Below are 21168 nucleotides of genomic sequence, written 5' to 3'. Positions count from 1 at the left end.
GCGAGTTCGACGGGCTGGAGTTGCACGAAGTGGGACATGCAACGCCGCGGCGACGCGGCGGCGACGCAGCAGCAGCAGCGGCGACGACGTGGCAACGACGACGCAGCGGCGACGCAGCCGCTCAGGCGCCGACGCGGAAGCGGTGCTCGGGGCGGCCCGTCGAGCCGTACCGGAGGCTCACCTGCACCAGGCCGCGCTCGGCCAGGGCCGTCAGGTGCCGCTGCGCGGTCGCGCGGGAGACGCCGATGCGCTCGGCCACCTCGCTCGCCGAGGCCTCGTCGGCACCCAGAGCCGCCAGGACGGTCTGCTCGGTCGCCGAGCGGGCGAGCGACGGCCCCTCGCGCTCCCCGCGCATGACGGATGCCGCGCGGTCGATGTCGTCCTGCGACAGCGGCCGCGAGCTGGAGAGCAGGTTGCGGTACCGGGCGTAGCGGTCGAGACGCTCGGCCAGCACGCGCGTGTCGAAGGGTTTGACGAGGAAGGCCAGCGCCCCGGCGGTGAACGCGCGGCGGACGGTCGCGGCATCGGTCGCCGCGGACAGCACGAACGCGTCGACGCCGACCGAGCGCACGAGGTCGACACCGTCGCCGTCGGGCAGGTACACGTCGGCGAGCAGCAGGTCGGGCTGGTGCGCGGCGAGCGCGGCGCGGGCCTCGCCGACCGTCCGCGCCGGCTCCAGGGCGACGAAGCCCGGGCGGGCCGCGACGGCGTCGCGGTGCAACCCCGCCACACGGAAGTCGTCGTCGACGACCAGGACGCGGATGTCGGTCATTCGTTCTCTCCTCGCAGGACTCCCGGCAAGCGGGCGGCCACGACGGCACCGTGGCCGTCACCACCCGGGTCGACCACCCACACCTCGCCCTCGCGACGGCGGGCGAACTCGCGCGAGAGCGGCAGCCCGATCCCGAGGCCGTGCACCGCGGTCGGGTCGTCGTCGCGCTCGCGGGGGGCGAAGACGGCATCGACGTCGGCGATGCCCCCACCCGTGTCGGCCACGGTCATCACGATGGCGTCGCCGTCGCCCAGCACGGCGACCTCGACTCCGCGCGGCGCGGGGGCCGAGGCCGCGGCGGTCACCGCGTTGTCGACGAGGTTGCCGAGCACGGCCACGACGTCTTCGACGTCGTCGACGGTGCCCCGCAGGAACGTGTCGTCGGAGACCCTCAACGTCACCCCGCGTTCGCGCGCGGCGAGCGCCTTCGCCCCGAGGAAGGACTGCAGCATCGCGTCGCCGACGAGGTCGATCCCCGGCACCGCCCAGTCGACCGAACCGCGGTCGACGAGGTCGGCGAGGAAGGCGCGGGCCTCGGCCGTACGCTCCGCATCCAGCAGGCCCACCGCCGCGTGCAGACGGTTGGCATTCTCGTGCCGCTGCACGCGCAGGGCGTCGCCCATCGCCCGGACGCTGTCGAGACGCCCCGACAGCGCGGCGACGTCGGTGCGGTCGCGCAGCACCGCGACGCGGCCGAGCGTGCGCGCACCGCGGCGGACAGGGCGCACGTCGATGAAGACGACCCGGCCGCCGACGGGCAGCCCCGTGCTCGCGCCGGTGCCGGCCAGGGCGGTGGCGACGGCGGGCGCGAGGGCGAGGGCGGAGAGGGGGCGGCCGACGGCATCCGTGATCCCGAGCAGTCGTTCGGCCGCGGCGGTGCAGACCCGCACGATCCCCGCGTCGTCGAGCGCGAGCACCCCCTCGTCGGCGCCCTCGAGCACGGCGGTCTGGGTCTGCACGAGAGCGACGAGCTCCTCGGGCTGCACCCCGAGCGTCAGCCGTTCGAGCCGGCGGCGCATGAGCAGCGCGACGGCCGCGCCGATCGCGACGGCCAGCAGCACCGCGACCGCGATGCCGACGAGGAGGGCGGGGAGGTCGTCGAAGACGCTCGCGCGCTCGAACCCGACGCTCACCTCGCCGACCGGGGCACCGCCGGCGGGCGGATAGACGGGGACCTTGGCGCGGGCGGACTCCCCCAGGGTGCCGACCTCCCACGTCACGACCTCGCGGCCCGCGAGCGCGTCGGTGAAGCTCGTGCTCACCACCTCGCCGAGGCGGTCCGGATCGGGGTGGGCCAGACGGATGCCGTGATCGTCGGTGATCACGACGAACAGCCCTTCGGTGCGCGCGGTGACGTCGGCGGCGTACCGCTGGAGGACACCGTCGCGGAGTGTCGCGGCGACCGGCGTGCCGGGGTCGGCGGAGTACTCGGCGACGAGGTCGCGCACCTGGGGCGACTCGGCGACCGAACGCGCGATGTTCAGGGCCGAGGAGTCGGCCTCGGCCCTCAGCTGCTGCACGCCGAGCCACGCGAACACCGCGGTGCACACCGCGACCACGGCGACCTGCGTGGCGACCTGCACGACGAGCATCCGGGTGGCGAATCGCATACGCACCTCCGGGCTCGTGCTGCGCGAAATGCGCAGAACACACGGTACGCGCATAACCCGCCGCAATGCGAGCAAGCGCGCGCCCGGGGTCGCGGCATCCGTAGTGTCGCCGGATCGAGAGCGCGAGAGCCGCGCCCGTCACGACGAAGGAGTCGCGATGACCCCCCTGATCCTTGCGGCCGAAGCGGCCGAGTACCCGGTGGCCTATACGCCCGCCGACGGGGTGCTCGTGGCCCTCGGCTTCCTCATGGTCCTGTCGTTCATGGCGCTGATCATGACGCGGCGCCTGACCCCCATGGTCGCCCTCATCGTGGTTCCCACGGTCTTCGGCCTCATCGCCGGCGCGGGCCTGGGCCTCGGCGACATGGTCATCGACGCGATCAGCACGATGGCGCCCACCGCGGCCCTGCTGATGTTCGCGATCATGTATTTCGGCATCATGATCGACGTGGGGCTCTTCGACCCGCTGATCCGCGTGATCACGCGCGTGCTGGGCGACGACCCGGCCAAGATCGTGCTCGGCACCGCGATCCTCGCCGCCGCCGTGTCGCTCGACGGCGACGGGTCGACCACCTTCATCATCACCACCTCGGCGATGCTGCCGCTGTACCTGCGGCTGGGCATGAGCCCCGTCGTGCTCACCTGCGTCGCGGGACTCATGAACGGCACGATGAACATCGTGCCGTGGGGCGGCCCGACCGTGCGCGCCGCGACCGCCCTGGGCCTGCAGCCCACCGACGTGTTCGTGCCCATGATCCCCTCGTTGATCGCGGGCCTGGTCGTCGCGCTCGCCTTCGCCTGGTTCCTCGGTCTGTCCGAGCGCAAGCGTCTCGCGGGCTCGGTCGACACCTCGAAGCTCGACGCCCCCGGTGGATTCGGTCGCCTCGGCGCTCCCAAGATCTTCCGCGGCGCGGAGCACAAGCCCGGCGCGGTCGCGTCGCTGCGCACCGGCAACATCGTCACCGTCCGCGGCGGGCGCGACGCCGTCGCCGCGACCCAGCTCGTCGACACCGCCGACACCGCGATGGCCGACACGATGCTCGATCCGAACCGCGCGACCCTGCGCCCGAAGCTCATCTGGTTCAACCTCGCGCTGACGGCCGCCGTCATGGTGCTGCTGGTGATGGACCTGTTCCCGCTCGCGTTCGTCTTCATGGTCGGAGCCGCGGTCGCCCTGATCGTCAACTTCCCCAAGCTCCGCTCGCAGGCCGATGAGATCGTCGCCCACGCGCCCAGCATCGTCGGCGTCGTGTCGATGGTGCTCGCCGCCGGCGTGCTCGTCGGCGTGCTCAACGGCACGGGCATGGTCACCGCGATGGCATCGTGGATCACCGAGGTGATCCCGACGTCGATGGGCCCGTTCCTCGCCGTCATCACGGGGGTGCTGTCGATCCCGTTCACGTTCTTCATGTCGAACGACGCGTTCTACTTCGGCATTCTGCCCGTGCTCGCCGAGAGCGCCGCGAACTACGGCATCGCCCCGGTCGAGATGGCGCGCGCCTCGATCACCGGCCAGCCCGTGCACCTGCAGAGCCCGCTGGTTCCCGCCATCCTGCTGCTCGTCTCGCTCGCCGGCGTCAACCTCGGCGACCACCACAAGAAGGTGCTGTGGCGCGCGACGATCGTCTCGCTCGTCATGCTCGGCGTCGGCGTGCTGGTGGGCGCGGTGCCGCTGCTGGGCTGAGACCGCGTGCTCGAACGAAGACCCCGGATGCCTCGGCATCCGGGGTCTTCTCGGTCGACGGCGTCAGCGCGCGAGAGGCGCCGACGACCGCACGACGAGACGGGTCGGCAGGGGGGTGCTCTCGGTCGCGGTGTCGGGCTCCTCGACCAGCAGCAGGACCTTCTGCATGAGGATCTCGCCGAGGGCGGCGAAGTCCTGCCGCACGGTCGTCAGCGAGGGGTACACGAACGCGGCCTCGGGCACGTCGTCGAATCCGACCACCCCGATGTCTTCGGGCACGCGCAGCCCGCGCTCGCGCAGGGCCGAGAGCACGCCGATCGCCATGTGGTCGTTGGCGACGAAGATGCCCTCACCGGGAGACAGGTCGGCCTCGGACGCGATGCGGTACCCGCTCGCCGCCGACCAGTCGCCGTGCACCGCCGGCGTCGACTGCGCACGCGCGGCGGCGATCTCTTCGCGCCATCCGCGGATCCGCTCGACGGCGTCGGGGTTGCGGGCCGGACCCGCGATGTGGCGAACCGTCTCGTACCCGGCCTCGAGCAGGTGGCGCACCGCCCCGCGCGCGCCCCGGTACTGGTCGATCGCGACCAGGCGCGGGTGGGGGCGGGCGCTGGCGGCCGCGGCGACGATGGGGATGTCGAGGTCGAGGGCCTGCACGGCGGCGAGCACCTCGGTGTCGACGACGACGAGCACGATGGCGTCGACGCGCTGCTTCAGGAGCCCGTCGATCGCGGCCCGCACCGGGGCGACGTCGCTCTGGGGCGAGCTGATCGCGTCGACGTTGTACCTCGCGGCGCGGGCGGCGAAGTTGAAGTTCGTCGCGATCGACGAGGGGCCGTAGTCGACCGTGCCGGGGGTGACCAGACCGATCGTGCGGGTACGCCGCGTGACCAGCGCGCGCGCCGCGGGCGAGGGGCTGTACCGCAGCTGGGCGATGGCCTGCTCGACGCGCGCGCGGGTCGCCGGTCGCACGTTGGGCATGTTGTTCAGTACGCGCGACACCGTCTGATGCGACACCCCGGCCAGACGGGCGACGTCGAAGATGTTGGCGGTGCGCGAGGCCTTGTCGTCAGCCACCCAGGTCCTCGTCCCCGCTCGTGTGCCCCGCGACCAGGGCCAGCAGCGCGTCGGAGGTGAGATCGGCGGCCGGCACGATCTGCGCGAGCACGCCGTCGCGCATGACCGCCACCAGGTGCGCGACGCGCAGTACTTCGTCGAGCTCGGCCGAGATGTAGACGATCGACAGACCGTTGTCGCTGAGCTCGCCCACCAGCCGCTGGATCTCGGCCTTGGCCCCGACGTCGATGCCGCGGGTGGGTTCGTCGAGCACGATGAGGCGGGGGGACAGGGCCAGCAGCCGCGCGAGCAGCACCTTCTGCTGATTGCCGCCCGACAGCGTCGACACCCGCCGATCGATGTCGGTGGGGCGGATGTGCAGCGCCTCGACCCAGCTCATCGCGAGCTCGCGTCGACGCGCGGTGCTGAGGCGGTGCAGCACCCCGCGCTGCGCCTGCAGTGCGAGCGTGATGTTGTCGAGCACGCTGAGATCGCCGATGACGCCCTCGGTGCGCCGGTTCTCGGACGAGTACGCCACCCGGCGACGGATCGCCTCGCGCGGGTTGCCGAGCTGCGCGGTCTCGCCGTCAATGCGCAGGTCGCCGGCGTCGGGGCGGTCGACGCCGGTGAGGGCCCGAGCCAGCTCGCTGCGGCCCGAGCCGAGCAGTCCCGCCACCCCGATGACCTCGCCCTCGGCGATGTCGAGGTCGGCGGCGCGCAGACGGCTTCCGGATGCCAGACCGCGGGCGCTGAGCAGGCTCGGCCCGTCGGCGGCCTCGACCTCGCGCTGCCCGAGCGGGGCGAGGGTCTCGACGGTCGCGCCGAGCATCTTCTCGACCAGGTCGATGCGCAGCAGCTCGCGCGTGCCGTACTCGCCGACCAGGCGACCGCCGCGCAGCACGGTGACGCGGTCGCAGATCTCGTACACCTGGTCGAGGAAGTGCGACACGAAGACGATCGCGATGCCCTGCGACTTCAGATCGCGGATGACGCGGAACAGTTCGGCGACCTCGTCGGCATCCAGGCTCGAGGTGGGCTCGTCGAGAACGAGGACCTTCACCTCGGTCGACACCGCGCGGGCGATGGCCACCAGCTGCTGCACGGCGAGCGGGTGCGACGAGAGCACCGAGGCCGGGTCGACGTCGACCCCGAGAGCGGCGAGCGCCGACTCGGCCCGCGCGCGCATCTCGCGGTGATCGATCACTCCCCAGCGGCGGGGTTCGCGCCCGAGTGAGATGTTCTCGGCGACGGTGAGGTTGGGGAGCAGGTCGATCTCTTGGTAGACCGTCGAGATGCCCACCGCCTGCGCGTCGGCCGGAGACGCGAAGCGCATCTCGTGCCCCTCGAGCAGGATGGAGCCGGCGTCGAGACGCATCGCGCCCGTGAGGGCCTTGATCAGCGTGGATTTGCCCGCGCCGTTCTCGCCCATGAGCGAGTGCACTTCGCCGGGGAGGAGTCGGAAGTCGACGTCGGCGAGCGCGGATTCGACGCCGAAACGCACCGTCGCCCCGCGCACCTCGAGGAGGGGCGGGGCGACGGCGGACATGGGCTCAATCATGCCCGCGCCGACGCGGGAGTGCGAACACGACCCGGCTGATTCAGCGGCTGAGCGCGGAGCGCGAGACGATCACGCGCTGCACCACCACGAACAGCAGCAGAAGGCCTCCGACGGTGATGCGCGTCCACGACTGTTCGGCTCCCGAGAACGAGATGATGGTGCGGATCAGGCCGTACACGAAGACGCCGATCATCGAGCCGACGACGAACCCGCTGCCGCCGGTGAGGAGCGTGCCGCCGATGACGACCGCGGCGATCGTGTCGAGCTCGGTGCCGACGCCGTTGAGGGGGTAGCCGGCGCCCGAGTAGGCCGTCAGCACGATCCCCGCGAGTCCCGCGCACACGCCGCTGATGACGTAGACCGAGAGCTTCGCCCGCACCACCGGCAGACCCATGAGCCGCGCCGACTGCTCGTTGCCGCCCACGGCGTACACCGTGCGGCCGAAGCGGGTGTAGCGCAGCACGAACGCGGCGAGCGCGACCGTGAGCAGGGCGATGATCCCCGTGGGGGTGATGTACCAGCCCGCGAACGAGAAGCGCGTGGACTGCAGCCAGAGCAGGCCGTCGTTCTCGACCTTGATCGACTCGAGGCTCACCACGAAGGCGAGGCCGCGGGCGAGGAACATCCCCACGAGCGAGGCGATGAACGGCTGCACGTCGAAGAACTGCACGAGGATGCCGATGAGCAGGCCGATCGCCGCGCCGATGAGCACCATCGCCGGCAGCGCGACGGCGACGGGTACGCCGTCGCCGAGCATCTTGGCGCAGAGGATGCCGGTGAAGGCCATCACCGCACCGACCGACAGGTCGATGCCGCCGGTGAGGATGACGAAGGTCATGCCCACCGCGAGCACCAGCAGATAGGCGTTGTCGAGCAGGATCGACGACATGATGCGGTTCAGCTGGAAGTTCGGGAAGTACCACATCGACCCGGCGATCATCAGAACGAGGATGATCACCGCGGCGAACACCGGCACCCACGAGATGTGACGGCTGAGGAAGCGGCGGTACGTGCTCGCCGGTGCCGCCGAGCCGTGTCGTTCTTCGGTGAGAGTGGCCATCAGGACAGCACCTTTGCGTCGGGACGTCGGGTCAGGGAGCGGATCTGGAAGTAGGCGCGGAAGCGGCTCGACTGCAGCAGCACCACGATGAGCACGGCCGCGGCCATGAAGACCGGGCTGACCGCCGGCGGGACGCCGAGGAAGGTGATCGTGCTCTTCAGCGTCTGGATGGTGAACACGCCCACCACGGTTCCGGCGAGACTGAATTTGCCGCCGGCGAGGGAGGTGCCGCCGAGGACGACCGCGAGGATGGCATCGAGTTCGATGTACAGACCGGCCGCGTTGGCGTCGGCCGCCATGATGTTCGAGCTGTAGAGGATGCCGGCCATGCCCGCGAGCGCGCCGCTGGCGATGTAGGCCCCCCAGATGATGCCGCGGGAGCGGACGCCGGCCAGGCGGCTGGCCTCGGGATTGATGCCCACCGCCTCGGTCAGCATGCCGAGGGCCGTGCGGCGCTCGATCACGCCGATGAGGATCACCGCGACGATCGAGACGTAGAAGGCGAAGGGAAGGCCCAGTACGTACCCGCCGGCGATGAACTTGTAGGGGTCGCTGTTGATCGTGGTGATGAACCCGCCCGTGATGAGCAGGGCCACACCGCGACCGGCGAGCATGAGCACCAGGGTGGCGATGATCGGCTGGATGCCGAGGACCGAGACCAGGAAGCCGTTCCACACCCCCAGCAGCAGAGCGACGCCCACCGCGGCGGCGATCGCGGTGAACACGACACCGAGGTTGCCCGGTTCGGGCGAGGCCTCGATGACGGTCAGCGCGACGGCCCCCGACACCGCCATGATCGCTCCGACCGACAGGTCGATGCCGCGGGTGGCGATGACGAGGGTCATGCCGAGCGCGACGAGCATGAGCGGCGCGCTGTTGCGCAGGATGTCGATCAGCGAGCCGTAGAACTGACCGTTCTGCATGGTGATGCTGAGGAACGACGGCCGCGAGATGGTGTTGACGGCGATGAGCGCGACGAGAGCCGCGATCGGCCACACGAGGCGGTGCGAAAAGAATTTCTTCATGCGATCTTCTCCCGATCGGACGACGGTGTCTCGGGGGCGGTGGGGGATGCGGCGGTGGGCTGGCCCTCGGCGATGTAGGACACCAGCGCATCGAGATCGACGTCTCGGGTGGCCAGTTCGCCGATCTTACGACGGTCGCGAAGGACCGCCACGCGCTGAGCGAGACGCAGGACCTCTTCGAGCTCCGACGAGATGAAGACGACCGCGAGGCCCTTCGCGGCGAGCTCGGCGACCTTGCGCTGGATGTCGGCCTTGGCGCCGACGTCGATGCCTCGGGTCGGCTCGTCGAGCAGGAGGAGCTCGGGCGCGGTGGCCAGCCATCGTGCCAGGAGCACCTTCTGCTGGTTGCCGCCGGAGAGGTTGCGGATCAGAGCGTGGGGGTTGGCCGGGCGCACCCCGAGGGCGGTGATGTACTCGTCGACGATGGCCGCGGTCTCGGCGGCGCCGACCTTGCGCAGCGCACCTCGACGCGCTTGGATGCCCAGGACGATGTTCTCGGCGACGGTGAGGTCGCCGACGATGCCCTCGGCACGGCGGTCCTCGGACGAGAAGGCGATGCCGCGGTCGAGCGCGTGTCGCGGAGACCCGGTGCGGGTGGCGGTGCCACCGACCTCGATGGAGCCGCCGTCGGGCCGGTCGGCGCCGGCGATGAGGCGCGCGAGCTCCGTGCGCCCCGAGCCGAGCAGGCCCGCGAGCCCGACGATCTCGCCCCCGAAGACCTCGAGATCGACGGGCTCGAGGGCGTTCTTGCGCCCGAGCGACAGGGCGCGCAGCACCGGGGTGCCCGACCGGTCGATCGGGCGTTCGGCGCTGGCCGAGATGGCATCCAACTCGCCCAGTTCGCGGCCGATCATCTTGGCCACGAGCTGTTCGCGACCGAGTTCGGCGATGGGGTATTCGCCCACGAGCGCTCCGTTGCGCAGCACCGTGAGGCGGTCGGAGATCTCGTAGATCTGGTCGAGGAAGTGCGAGACGAAGAGGATCGCGACACCGCGGTCGCGCAGGTCGCGGACGACGCCGAAGAGCTGCTCGACTTCGCCGCGGTCGAGGCTCGAGGTGGGTTCGTCGAGAACGAGCACCTTGGTGTCGACCACCATCGCCCGGCTGATCGCGACGAGCTGCTGTACGGCGATCGAGTGGCTGGCGAGGATCGAGCGGGTGTCGATGTGCACCCCCAGGCCCGCCAGGTGCGTGGCCGCGGCGGCGTGCGTCGCCTTCCAGTCGACCATGCCGGCGCGGCGGATCTCGCCGCCGAGCATCACGTTCTCGCCGACCGTGAGGTTCTGGCAGAGGTTGACCTCTTGGTAGACGGTGGCGATGCCGGCGGACTGCGCATCGGCCGTGGAGCGGAACTGCCGCTCCTGGCCGTCGACGAGGATGGTGCCCTCGTCGATGCCGTAGACCCCGGTCAGGGCCTTGATGAGAGTGGACTTGCCGGCGCCGTTCTCTCCCATGAGGGAGTGGACTTCGCCCGCGTGGAGGGTGAAGTCGACGCCGTCGAGCGCCTTCACCCCGGGGAACTGGATGCTGATCCCGCGCATCGCGACGACGGGCGCACGTTCGGTTGTCATGCTCGATCGCTTTCTCGGATCGTGAGGCGTGCGGGGTCGGACTCGCCGACCCCGCACGCCGGGGAGGATGTTCCGTCGATGCCGGGGCGATCGGACGGGGTGCCGCCGAGGGGGAGCTCGGCGACGGGATCCGAACGGATCAGTAGGGGCGGCTGTCCAGGACCTTCTTGGCCTGCTCTTGGTCGAACGCCTGGTCCTCGACGACGTAGCTCTTGTCGACGGACTCGCCGGCGACGACCTTCTTGACGACCTCGGCGGTCTTCTCACCCAGGAGCGGGTTGCACTCGACGATGTAGTTGAACTCGCCCGCGGCCAGAGCGGTCATGCCGTCCTTCACCGCGTCGATCGTCACGATCTGGATGTCCTTGCCGGGCGTCATGCCGGCGGCCTTGATGGCCTCGAGCGCGCCGAGACCCATGTCGTCGTTGTGGGCGAAGAGCAGGTTGATCTCGGAGCCGTACTTCTGCAGGAAGCCCTCCATGACCGTCTTGCCGTCGGCGCGGGTGAAGTTGCCCGTCTGCGAGTCGAGCACCTTGATGTCGGTGCCGGCGATCGCGGAGTCGAAGCCTTCGGCGCGGTCGGTGGCGGCCGACGAGCCCGTGGTGCCCTCGAGCACGACGAGGTTGGTGGGCTTGTCCCCGAAGTTGTCGGCGGCCCACTTGCCGGCCGTCTCGCCTTCCTTCTTGAAGTCGAGGCCGATCCAGCTGGCGTAGAGGTCTTCGGATGCCGAGACGGTGCGGTCTTCGAGGACGACGGGGATGTTGGCATCCTTCGCCTCCTGCAGCACGTCGTCCCAGCCGTCGGTGACGATCGGCGCGAGCACGATCGCGTCGACGCCCTGGTTGATGAAGCTGCGGACCGCGGCGATCTGCGCCTCGGGCTTGTTGTCGGCCGCGTTGAAGATGAGGTTGAAGCCGTTGGCCTCGCTGAACGCCTCTTTCATCGACTCGGTGTTGGCGCTGCGCCATCCGCTCTCGGAGCCGGTCTGCGCGAAGCCGACCGTGATGGTGTCGCCGCTGCCGCCACCGGCACCGCCCGCCGCGCCCCCGCCGCCGGCACAGCCGGTCGCGGTGAATGCGATGGCGCCGACCAGGGCCACGCCCGCAATGATCTTGTTCGCCTTCATGATGAAACCTCCTCGTTTCGCCGGCTGCGATGCCGGTTCATGTGATGCAGCCCCTCGGGTGAGCCGTTGCTGAATGTTAGCGCTCACACAACCAGGAGTGTCAAGCGATTTCCTGCCGCGAAAAGTCACGGATTGATAAATGTGAAGCCTCACACTGAGCCGCCCGGCGGGGTGTCGACGGTTTCGCCGTGTTGCGCCGACGATGCCGACCCCCGCGTAAGCGCCTACCGTCGTAGTCATGACTTCGCTTCCGCACGGGGACCACGAGAGCACCCCCGCGATCGGCACCACCGTCTCGGCGGACGACTTCAAGCGCGCGTTCCGGGGCCACCCGGGCGGCATCGCGGTCATCACGGCCTACGGCGAGAACGGCCCCGTCGCCCTGACCGCTTCGTCGGTGTCATCGGTCAGCGCCGACCCGCCGCTGCTGATCTTCTCGGTCTCGGCGCTGTCGTCCGCGACGCCGACGATCATCGCGGCCGACACGATCGTGGTGCACCTGCTCGACGCCGAAGACATCGGGCTCGCGCGAACGGCCGCCACGAGCGGTCTCGACCGCTTCGCCGACACCTCCACCTGGTCGCGGCTGGCCACGGGCGAGCCCGTGTACCACGGGGTGCGCGCGTGGCTGCGGTGCCGGATCGTGAGCCGCATGGATGCCGGCGGCTCGACGGTCATCGCCGCTCAAGCCCTGCAGGTCGACGTCGAACGCGACCTCGAACCCGGCGAGTCCGGCGCCGCGCTGGTCTACCACAACCGCGCCTGGCACCGCCTCGGCGACCACTCCCGCCTGGACGACTGAGCCGGGGCGACGGTCGCGCGGTGCGCCGTCAGCCGCGAGAACACACGTTGTCGCCGAGCGCACACGCCGTCACGTGTGCGCTCGAGCGGAGCGTGTGAGCTCGCGAGTGCGGCGGGCGGCGCGGTCTGGCGGCCGGCGGGCGGCGCGGTCGCGCGAGCGTTAGGCGGCGCGGCGACGCGTCGATGACCCGCGTCAGGCCCAGGTCACCTCGGCCGTCGCGAGCACGACCTCGCCGGGGCCGAGGGCCACCACGCGAGAGGCGTCGGCGGTGCCGCACAGGCGGATCGCGGAGTCGACGAAGGCCGGCGCGGTCATACGCACGCGCAGCGCCGTGATGCGCCGATCGGGGGCATGACGGCGCGCGGCGTCGACGAGCAGGATGCGCAGCAGCGGACCGTGCACGAGCAGGTCGTCGAGCCCCTCCTCGTCGCGCGCCCAGCGGCGGTCGTAGTGCACGAGGTGGGTGTTGAACGTCAGCGCCGAGAAGCGGAAGAGCTGGCGGGCGTCGAGGGTGACCTCGTCGATCCACGCGGCCTCGGCGGCGGCCGCGGGGTCGGTCCGGGGCGGGCGGGCGGGGCCCGAGGCCGCTCCGAGGAAGACGTCGTGCCAGGTGCTGCGCACCACGACCTCGCCTCCCACGGCGATCGCGCGCTCGATGTCGGCGAAGACCAGTCGGCCACTTGCTCCCGTCTTCTCGACGAGCGAGCCCGCGGTCGCCGTCTGCGTCGCGACGTCGCCCACACGCAGGACGCCGGGGAACACGGTGTCCTCGCCCGCGTACATCCGCCGGGGCAGATCGATCTCGGGCAGGATGCCATCGCGCGCGGGCGTCCCGTCGGGGCGCAGGTCGTCGAGCGCGACGGCGAAGGGGAAGAAGACGCCCTCCCACCCGGGCGGGAGCGTCGCGCCCTCGGCACGCACCGGGTCGGCGGGGGCGAACGTGCCGCGGAAGGCCTCGACCGGCACGGCATCCAGGACCTGCGTGCGGGTGGTGCTCATGACAGCGCGCCCGAGGCGCGCAGCGCCGCGATCCGGTCGGCGTCGTACCCGGCGAGACCGGTCAGCACGGCATCGGAGTGTTCGGCGAAGCGGTTCGCGACGCGCGCCGGCGTGGCGGGGGTGGCGCTGAGCTTGATGGGCTGCCCGAACATGCGCAGCACCCCCAGGTCGCCGTAGTCGGCCTCGACGATCATGTCGCGCTCCGCGATGCCGGGGTCGTCGACCACCTCGCCGATCGTCTTGATCGCGGTGAGGGGGATGACGTCGCCGGCGAGGGCTTCGAGCTCGGCCTTGGTGCGGTCCCGGAGCCACCCCGCCACCACCGGCTTCACCCGGCGCGCGTACACCTCCGCGTCGAACCTCTTGCGCATCGTGTCGATCTCGGGATCGTCGGCCACCTCGGGCGACCCGAACAGCTCGCAGCTCGCGCGCCACAGCTTGTCGGTGTATGCGCCGAAGAACACCTGGCCGTCGGCGCAGTCGAACAGCTCGTACGGCCGCACCCACGCGTGCTCGTTCCCCGCCGGCGCGGCCTCGACCCCGCGCACGGTGTAGTCCACGACGGCGGTCTCGGTGAGCGCCAGGATGCTGTCGACCTGGGCGACGTCGACGAGCTGACCCTCGCCGGTGCGCTCCGCGTGCCGGAGGGCGGCGAGCGTGCCGATGACGGCGAACAACGTCGCCGACAGATCGCCGATCGTCACCCCCACGCGCACGGGCGGCTGCCCGGGGTAACCGTTCATCGACCACATGCCGCCGGCCGCCTGCGCGGTGTTGTCGAAGGCGGGGCGGCGGCTGCGCGACCCGGTCTGGCCGTAGCCCGAGACGGCGACATAGACGAGGCGCGGGTTGGCCGCGCGCAGCACGTCGTAGCCGACGCCGAGCTTGTCCATCGTGCCGGGCCGGAAGTTCTCGACCAGGATGTCGGCCCGTCGCACGAGGTCGAGGAGCGTCTCGGTGCCGCCCGGGGCGGCGAGGTCGAGGCCGACGCCGAGCTTGCCGCGGTTGTACTGCGCGTAATAGGCGCTGAACTCGTCGTCGCCGTGGGTGAGGTACGGCGGGAAGCCGCGGGACACGTCGGGGTCGCGGGGGTTCTCGATCTTGATGACCGTCGCGCCGAGGTCGGCGAGCGTCTGCGCGGCGTAGGGTCCGGCGAGCACGCGCGACAGGTCGAGCACGACCACGCCCGCGAGGGAACCGGATCCGGGGGCCAGGGGAATGCTCATGCGGGGGTCTCCTCCAGGGGGACGGGGGCGGTGCGGGTGAGCGCGGCCGCGACGCGGGAGACGTGCGGGCGCCCGCGGACGCCCGCGAGCCACGCGCTCGTGCGGGCGAGGGCGACGAGGTCGAGACCGGTGCGGATGCCGAGACCCTCGAGCATCCACACCAGGTCTTCGGTGGCGAGGTTGCCGGTGGCGCCGGGGGCGTAGGGGCAGCGGCCGAGGCCGCCGACCGAGGAGTCGAACTCGGTCACCCCGTTCTCCACCCCCGCGAGGACGTTCGCGAGGGCCTGACCGTAGGTGTCGTGCAGGTGCAGGGCGAGGGCGGAGCGCGCGATGCCGGTACCCGCCACCGCCTCGATGACCGCCTCGACGTGTCCCGCCGTGGCGACCCCGATCGTGTCGCCCAGGGCGAGGGTGCGGCATCCGGAATCGTGCAACGCGGAGGCCGCGTCGACCACGGCGGCGAGGTCGACGTCGCCCTCCCACGGGTCGCCGAACGCCATGGAGACGTAGCCGCGCACCGGGACCCCCTCGGCCCGGGCGGCCGCGACGACGTCGGTCGCCCGGGACACCGCCCCGGCGCGGTCGGTGTTGAGGTTGGCGCGGGCGAAGGACTCGGTGGCGCTCACGACGACGGCGACCTCGCGGATCCCGGCGGAGAGGGCGTCGTCGAGGCCGCGGCGATTGGGCACGAGGGCCACCGCGCGGCTCGCGGCGGGGACGGCGACCGACGCCACGAGGGGGCGCGCGTCGGCGAGTTGCGGGATCCACGCGGGCGGGACGAAGCTGGTCAGCTCCAGCGCCGTGACGCCCGCGGCGTAGAGGCGTCGGCAGAGCTCCGCCTTGACCGCCGTGGGAACGACGTCGGTCTCGGCCTGCAGACCGTCGCGGGGACCCACCTCGTAGACGGTGACCTCGGCCGGCATTCCCGCACGGGCGACGACGCGGGGGAACGAGCGGGGCGCGGGGCTCGTCACGACGAGGCTCCGCGCAGCTCGGCGAGCACCTCGCGCGCGTCCTCGACGCGGATGCGGCCCTCGGCGACGATGCGGGCGGCGACGGCCGCGACCTCGTCGACCGCCGCCCCCGCGCTGGCGGCGATCGTGCGGGCGTGCAGCGTCATATGACCGCGCTGGATGCCCTCGGCGGCGAGCGCGCGGCACGCGGCGAGGTTCTGGGCGAGCCCCACCGCCGCGATGGCGGCGGCGAGCTCGCGCGCCGAGCCGACGCCCAGCAGCTGCACGGCCGCACGGGCAGCGGGGTGCGCGCGCGTCGCTCCCCCGACGAGCCCCACCGCGAGCGGCACCTCGAGGGTGCCCACCAGGTCGCCGTCGGCGTTCTGCTCGAACCGCGAGAGGGCGCGGTACGCGCCACTGCGAGCGGCGTGCGAATGGCATCCGGCCTCGACCGCCCGGGTGTCGTTGCCGGTGGCGAGCACCACCGCCGAGATGCCGTTCATGATGCCCTTGTTGTGCGTGGCGGCGCGATACGCGTCGGCCTCGGCGAACGCGCTCGCCGCCACGATGTCGGCCACGACGCGCGGCCCGCCGAGCAGGTCGGCCGGGAAGACCGCGCGAGCGCGCGTGAGACGCAGCTCGGCCTTGTTGGTGAGGATGCGCAGCAGCGTGCGGGCTCCGGCGATCTCGGCGATCCGGGGGGCGAGGGCCTCGGCCATCGTGTTCACCGCGTTGGCGCCCATGGCGTCGCGCACGTCGACGTGCAGGTGCAGGATGACCTGCACCCCGGCGCGGGTGGCGAGGGTGCGCACCGACACGTCGACCGCTCCCCCGCCGAGCGAGACGAGCATCGGGTCTTGCGCGTCGGCCAGGGCGAGCAGCTCGTCGCGCGCCTCGAGCAGGCGCAGGCACGTCCCCTCGGGATCGACGGCGTCGAGCACCTGCACCTGGGCGATCATCACGTCGCCGGTGGACGAGGTGAAGAAACCGCCCGTCTCGCGGGCGATGCGCGCGGCGTTCGAGGCGGCCGCGACGACCGAGGGTTCTTCGGTGGCCATCGGTACGAGCCGGTCGACGCCGTCGACGCGGAAGTTCGTGGCGACTCCGACCGGGATGCCGATGAGCCCCACCACGTTCTCGACGAGGTGGTCGGCCTGCGACAGCGACAGACCGTCGCGGGGATCGAGGGCCGCGAGGTCGTCGGCCGACAGACCGGCGGCCTCGGCGACGCGCGCGCGTCGATCGAGCGGCTCGTGGTCGCGGAGGCCCGGGAGGCGGCTGTTCGTGGTCACGGGGGCTCCTTCGCGGGCGGGATGCCGCCGCGTCGACCGCGGCGTCCCTTCGACGCTAAGACGAGACCCGGTGGCGGCATATGGACCGCCGACACACCGGATGACTCCCCCACTGCGTCGATCACCCATCGCCGCGCGACCCCAGCCGCTCGCGCAGTTCGTCGAGGCGGACCGCCGTCGACAGGCGGAAGAAGCGCTCGTCGTCGCGCCACCCCTCGCCCAGCAGCGCGTCGAGCTTCTCGAGGCGCTGGAGGATCGTGTTCGTGTGGAAGGTGAGGGCCCGCGCCGTGCGCGTGGGGCTGGCGCCGTGGCGCACGAAGGCCCGCAGGGTCGCGAGCAGATCGCTGCCGCGGGACGCGTCGTGCCGCCGGACGGCGCCGAGCATCGTGTCGAGGAAGGCGTCGAGCACCCGCCGGTCGGCACCGATGGTCGCCGCGTACGGCAGCAGGTCGACGGCGGGGACCCGCGCGTCGTCGATACCCAGGGCCTGGGCGAGGGAGAGGGCGGAACGCACGTCGGCGGCCGCCCGCACGAGGGCTCCCGACTCGACGCGCACGGTCACGGCCAGCACCTCGGTGTCGACGAGGGAGCGCACCGCCTCGTACGAGGCGGGGTCGAGGGGATCGCCGTGGGCGGCCAGCACCAGGCCGTCGAGCTCACCGACGAGGGCGGCGGGCCCCAGCCGGCGGGCCACCACGCGGGCGATCTCGGGACGACGCTCCGCCGGCACGGCGAACGCCGTCACCGCCCCCACGGCCGTCTCGTCGATCCCCGCGCGCCGCGCGGCCGCCGCGACGTCGGCGCGACGCTGCGGCGAGGCCGTGACCAGATCGAGCAGCAGGTCGGAGCGCTGCCGGTGCCCGGCCTCGGCGACGGCCTCCTCCGACAGGGCGAGCAGCGCCGCCACCTGCCCCGCCCGCTCGACGGTGCGCAGGTCGACCTCGTCGAGCGATCGTGCCGGAGGGCCCACGACGATCGCCCCGAACACCCGACCGCCGGCGACGACGGCGCTGACGATCCCGGCATCCGGGAGCCGGATGGGTCTTCCCTCGGCGCGGCTGTCGTCGAGCGCGCGCTGCACCGCCGCCGTCGGGGTCGCCGCGTCGTCGGCCCCCGCGCGCACGCCCCCCGCGGCGTCGACGATCGTCACGGCCGCCTGCAACGCCGTCGACAGCGTGGCGGCCACGGGCGCCAGTCCGCCGCCGGCCAGCACCGCGTCGACGAGCTCGCGATGCACGCGGTTGGCGCGGTCGCGCGCGGCGACGTGCGCGGTCAGCTCGGCCACCGCCGCCTCGGCGCGCAGCGCCTGCGTGCGGGCATCGGCGAGCGCCGCCGCCGTCTGCAGCACCACCGACGCGTGGGCGGCGAGGGCGGCCAGCAGCGCGATGTCGTCGGGGGTGTAAGCGCGCTCGTGCCGTTCGGCGACGAAGAGCACCCCCAGCACGGCGGAGTCCGAGAGCAGGGGAACGCCCAGAAGCGACACGATCCCCTCGGCCTCGACCGCGGCGTCGATGCCCGAGGCGTGCCGCTCGGGGGCGACGGCGTCGTACCGCCGCACCGCCCGGGGCAGCCGGGTCTCGGCGATCGCGCTCACCAGGCCGCGCCCCGGAGGGACCTCGAGGTCGCGCAGCGCGCCCGTCACCGCCCCGCGGGTCGCGCGCACGCGCAGCGCCCCATCGACGCCGTCGAACTCCGACAGGTAGGCGACGTCGGCGGCGAGCAGCTCCTGCGCCCGCTCGACGAGACGCTCGAGAACGGCGTCGGCGTCGCGCATCGCGGCCAGCTCGCGCGCGCTGGCGTAGAGGGCCGCGAGCTCGCCGGCCCGGCGGCGCAGTCCCTCGACCTCGCTGCCGACGGCGTCCGCGGACCGGTCGGGGTGGATCACGGGACCGCTCAGTCCGTCGTCATCCGCACGCCGAGCACCGGCACCGCGTCGAGCAGGTCGAGGGTGTACCTCTCGGTAGGCGCGGCCAGCAGCTGCTCGGTGGGGCCCGACTCGACGATGCGCCCGTGACGCATGACGGCGATCTCGTCGCTGACGTAGCGGACGACGGCCAGGTTGTGCGAGATGAAGAGCATCGACAGGCCGAAGCGTTCCTGCAGCTCGCGCAGCAGGTTGAGCACCGAGCCCTGTACCGACACGTCGAGGGCGCTGGTCACCTCGTCGGCGATGAGCACGCTCGGCTCGCCCGCGAGAGCGCGGGCGATCGTGACGCGCTGCCGCTGGCCGCCCGAGAACGCGGCGGGCAGGTCGCCGGCACGGTCGGGATCGAGGTGCACGAGCCCGAGCATCTCCCGCACCCGCGCGACGCGGGCATCGCGAGAGAAGGACTTCCCGCTCGCGCGGAGGGCCTCGGCGATCGACTCGCCGATGCTCATGCGCGGATCCAGCGCCGAGAACGGGTCCTGGAACACGAGCTGCAGACGGCGACGCGCCTCGCGTGCGTCTCTTCCCCGACCGGATGCCACGACCCCGCCGACCCGCACCTCTCCGGCGGCGGGCGGTACGAGGCCCACCGCGGCCGCGGCGATCGTGCTCTTGCCCGACCCCGATTCGCCCACGAGGCCCAGCGTCCGTCCCGCGGGGACGACGAGCGAGACGTCGTCGACGACGGTGGCACGGCCGTATCGGACGGACAGGCGGTCGATCTCGAGGGCGTTCACACCCCCACCTCCTCGGCGAGGGCAGCGGCGGCCAGTTCCGGCGGGATCACCGGAAGAGGGCGCCTGCGGTCGGACGTCATGTCGGGCAGGCACGCGATCAGCGCGCGCGAGTACGGGTGGGTGGCGTCGTCGCGGATGCGCTGGGCGTCGAGCTCCTCGACGATCAGGCCGTCCTTCATGACGAGGACGCGATCGCAGAACGCCGAGACGAGCGCGATGTCGTGCGAGATGAAGACGATCGCCGCGCCCGTGTCGCGCTGCGCCCGGCGGAGCACGCCCATCACCTGTCGCTGCACGGTGACGTCGAGGGCGGTGGTGGGCTCGTCGGCGATGATGAGCTTCGGTCGACCGGTGAGGGCCTGACCGATCATCGCGCGCTGGCGCATCCCGCCGCTGAACTGGTGCGGGTACTGCGACAGGCGCCGCTTCGCGTCGGCGATCCCGACGGCCTCGAGCGCGGCGGCGGCGTGCGCGCGGGCATCGGCGCGCGACATCTTGAGGTGCACCTCGGGAACCTCGGTGAGTTGGCGGCCGATCGTCAGCGCGGGGTTCAACGAGGTGAGCGGGTCCTGGAACACCATGCCGAGCTCCACACCGAGCGTGGAACGATCGGCCGCGGTGAGCGGGCGGGTCATGTCGATGCCGTCGAAGGTGTGGGCGCTCGTCGTGATGCGCGCATCGGTGCCGAGCAGACCCGCGAGAGCCATGGCCGTGAGCGATTTGCCCGAGCCCGACTCGCCCACGATGCCCACGACCTCGCCCGGGAGGATGCGCAGCCCGACGCCGCGGACGCGCTCGACCTCACCGCCGTCGGCGGTGGCGAACGCGATGCGCAGGTCGGCGATCTCGGCGACGGGTTCGCCCGCCGTCGCCGCCGGTCGTGCGGGAGCGGCCGCGATCCCGGAGCGTCGCAGCGGGGCCACCGCGCCGAGGGCACGTCGGGCCACGGCCGCTCGGCCCCCGCCGCGCGCGTCGCCGAGCGCCTCGCTCACGAAGGTGAACACCAGGCCCGCGAGCACCACGGCGATGCCGGGGCCGATGGCGGCGAGCGGGTTGACGTAGATGCGGGTGATGCCGTCCTGCAGCAGTCGCCCCCAGTCGTACTCGGGCGCCTGCACACCGAGACCCAGGAACGACAGCCCCGCGAACGACAGCAGCGTCACGCTGGCCGTGGCCGCGGCGTTGACGAACAGCGGGTTGGCGATGTTGGGCAGGATGTGGCGCACCAGAATGCCGAACGGCCCGACGCCGACGACGCGGGCGGCCCGCACGTAGTCGCGGCCCGAAACCGACGACGCCAGGTTGTAGACCAGACGCGCCATGAAGGGGATGCCCGAGATACCGATCGCGAGCATCGCCGTCACGGCGCTCGCGCCCCAGATGACGGTGAAGAACAGCACCATCAGCAGCCAGGGGAAGGCGAGGAGCACGTCGAGCAGGCCGGTGGCCAGTCGACGCGCGTGCCGCGGCAGGATCACGGCGATGAGGCCGTAGGCGATGCCGCCGACCGTGGAGACCACCGTGGCACCCAGGGTCAACAGCAGCGAGATGCGGGCGGCGACGAGCACGCGCGCGAAGATGTCGCGGCCGAGGTCGTCGGTGCCGAACGGGTGCGCGAGGCTCGGCGGCAGCAACCGCGCGGGGACGTTCGAGGTCTCGGCCGCGGCGAGGAAGAGCGTGGGTCCCGCGGTCGCGAGGAACAGGAACAGCAGGACGCCGACAAGAGCGGCGATGCCGGCCGGAGACAGCAGTCGTGAGCGCCAGGTCAAG

General features: G+C 72.1%; 17 protein-coding genes. 2 read left to right on the top strand and 15 right to left on the bottom strand.

Translation table 11 applies throughout. From position 1 onward, the window contains the following. Positions 1-121: 121 nt before the first annotated feature. A complete protein-coding gene (locus tag ASF96_RS15375; protein ID WP_055940635.1) occupies positions 122-772 on the bottom strand; it encodes a response regulator in 651 nt (216 codons plus the stop codon). Then, entirely contained in the window at positions 769-2382 is a 1614-nt protein-coding gene (locus ASF96_RS15370; protein WP_191915567.1) for a sensor histidine kinase, read from the bottom strand. The genes ASF96_RS15375 and ASF96_RS15370 overlap by 4 nt, the downstream gene beginning before the upstream one ends. 157 nt (positions 2383-2539) lie before the next feature. Between ASF96_RS15370 and ASF96_RS15365 the strand changes: the two genes are divergently transcribed. Then, a complete protein-coding gene (locus tag ASF96_RS15365; RefSeq protein WP_055940633.1) occupies positions 2540-4066 on the top strand; it encodes a CitMHS family transporter in 1527 nt (508 codons plus the stop codon). A 63-nt stretch (positions 4067-4129) separates the two neighbouring features. On the opposite strand, the gene ASF96_RS15360 is transcribed toward ASF96_RS15365, so the two are convergent. The 6 genes from ASF96_RS15360 to ASF96_RS15335 form a co-directional block, all read right to left on the bottom strand. Beyond that, positions 4130-5143 carry a LacI family DNA-binding transcriptional regulator gene (locus ASF96_RS15360; RefSeq protein WP_055833022.1) on the bottom strand — a complete coding sequence of 338 codons (1014 nt, stop codon included), beginning with the start codon at positions 5141-5143 and terminating at the stop codon, positions 4130-4132. Then, positions 5136-6668 (bottom strand): sugar ABC transporter ATP-binding protein, encoded by a 1533-nt coding sequence (locus ASF96_RS15355; protein WP_055833020.1) that lies wholly within the window; start codon positions 6666-6668, stop codon positions 5136-5138. The genes ASF96_RS15360 and ASF96_RS15355 overlap by 8 nt, the downstream gene beginning before the upstream one ends. Before the next feature lie 52 nt (positions 6669-6720). Next, positions 6721-7740 carry an ABC transporter permease subunit gene (locus tag ASF96_RS15350; RefSeq protein ID WP_055940630.1) on the bottom strand — a complete coding sequence of 340 codons (1020 nt, stop codon included), beginning with the start codon at positions 7738-7740 and terminating at the stop codon, positions 6721-6723. Continuing rightward, positions 7740-8765, bottom strand: a complete 1026-nt coding sequence (locus tag ASF96_RS15345) for an ABC transporter permease (protein ID WP_055833015.1) — start codon at positions 8763-8765, stop codon at positions 7740-7742. The genes ASF96_RS15350 and ASF96_RS15345 overlap by 1 nt, the downstream gene beginning before the upstream one ends. Continuing rightward, positions 8762-10336, bottom strand: coding sequence for a sugar ABC transporter ATP-binding protein (locus ASF96_RS15340; protein ID WP_055833013.1), 1575 nt, complete (start codon positions 10334-10336; stop codon positions 8762-8764). Before ASF96_RS15340 ends, ASF96_RS15345 begins: the two co-directional genes overlap by 4 nt. Positions 10337-10475: 139 nt before the next feature. Further along, positions 10476-11462, bottom strand: coding sequence for an ABC transporter substrate-binding protein (locus tag ASF96_RS15335; protein ID WP_055940627.1), 987 nt, complete (start codon positions 11460-11462; stop codon positions 10476-10478). A 238-nt stretch (positions 11463-11700) separates the two neighbouring features. On the opposite strand from ASF96_RS15335, the gene ASF96_RS15330 reads away from it, so the two are divergent. Then, on the top strand, positions 11701-12264 hold the full coding sequence (locus ASF96_RS15330) for a flavin reductase family protein (protein ID WP_055833010.1): 564 nt from the start codon (positions 11701-11703) through the stop codon (positions 12262-12264). A gap of 192 nt (positions 12265-12456) precedes the next feature. On the opposite strand, the gene ASF96_RS15325 is transcribed toward ASF96_RS15330, so the two are convergent. The 7 genes from ASF96_RS15325 to ASF96_RS15295 are packed head-to-tail and all read right to left on the bottom strand — an operon-like array spanning position 12457 to position 21167. After that, the gene (locus ASF96_RS15325; RefSeq protein WP_055940622.1) at positions 12457-13263 is read right to left on the bottom strand and encodes a hypothetical protein; all 807 of its coding nucleotides are present in this window, start codon (positions 13261-13263) and stop codon (positions 12457-12459) included. Then, positions 13260-14489 (bottom strand): CaiB/BaiF CoA transferase family protein, encoded by a 1230-nt coding sequence (locus ASF96_RS15320; RefSeq protein WP_055940619.1) that lies wholly within the window; start codon positions 14487-14489, stop codon positions 13260-13262. The genes ASF96_RS15325 and ASF96_RS15320 overlap by 4 nt, the downstream gene beginning before the upstream one ends. Further along, entirely contained in the window at positions 14486-15463 is a 978-nt protein-coding gene (locus ASF96_RS15315) for a hydroxymethylglutaryl-CoA lyase (protein WP_055940617.1), read from the bottom strand. The genes ASF96_RS15320 and ASF96_RS15315 overlap by 4 nt, the downstream gene beginning before the upstream one ends. Then, complete coding sequence (locus tag ASF96_RS15310; protein ID WP_082509751.1) at positions 15460-16863, bottom strand: hydroxymethylglutaryl-CoA reductase, degradative; 1404 nt, start codon at positions 16861-16863, stop codon at positions 15460-15462. Before ASF96_RS15310 ends, ASF96_RS15315 begins: the two co-directional genes overlap by 4 nt. Continuing rightward, positions 16856-18619, bottom strand: a complete 1764-nt coding sequence (locus ASF96_RS15305; protein ID WP_055940611.1) for a helix-turn-helix domain-containing protein — start codon at positions 18617-18619, stop codon at positions 16856-16858. Before ASF96_RS15305 ends, ASF96_RS15310 begins: the two co-directional genes overlap by 8 nt. Positions 18620-18627: 8 nt before the next feature. Further along, positions 18628-19398, bottom strand: a complete 771-nt coding sequence (locus ASF96_RS15300; RefSeq protein WP_055940608.1) for an ABC transporter ATP-binding protein — start codon at positions 19396-19398, stop codon at positions 18628-18630. Beyond that, positions 19395-21167, bottom strand: coding sequence for a dipeptide/oligopeptide/nickel ABC transporter permease/ATP-binding protein (locus tag ASF96_RS15295; protein WP_055940604.1), 1773 nt, complete (start codon positions 21165-21167; stop codon positions 19395-19397). The genes ASF96_RS15300 and ASF96_RS15295 overlap by 4 nt, the downstream gene beginning before the upstream one ends. Between the last annotated feature and the right edge of the window lies 1 nt (position 21168).

The sequence above is a fragment of the Microbacterium sp. Leaf179 genome, assembly GCF_001423785.1.
Classification (GTDB): Bacteria; Actinomycetota; Actinomycetes; order Actinomycetales; family Microbacteriaceae; genus Microbacterium.
This window is presented reverse-complemented; position numbering and strand designations above follow the sequence as displayed.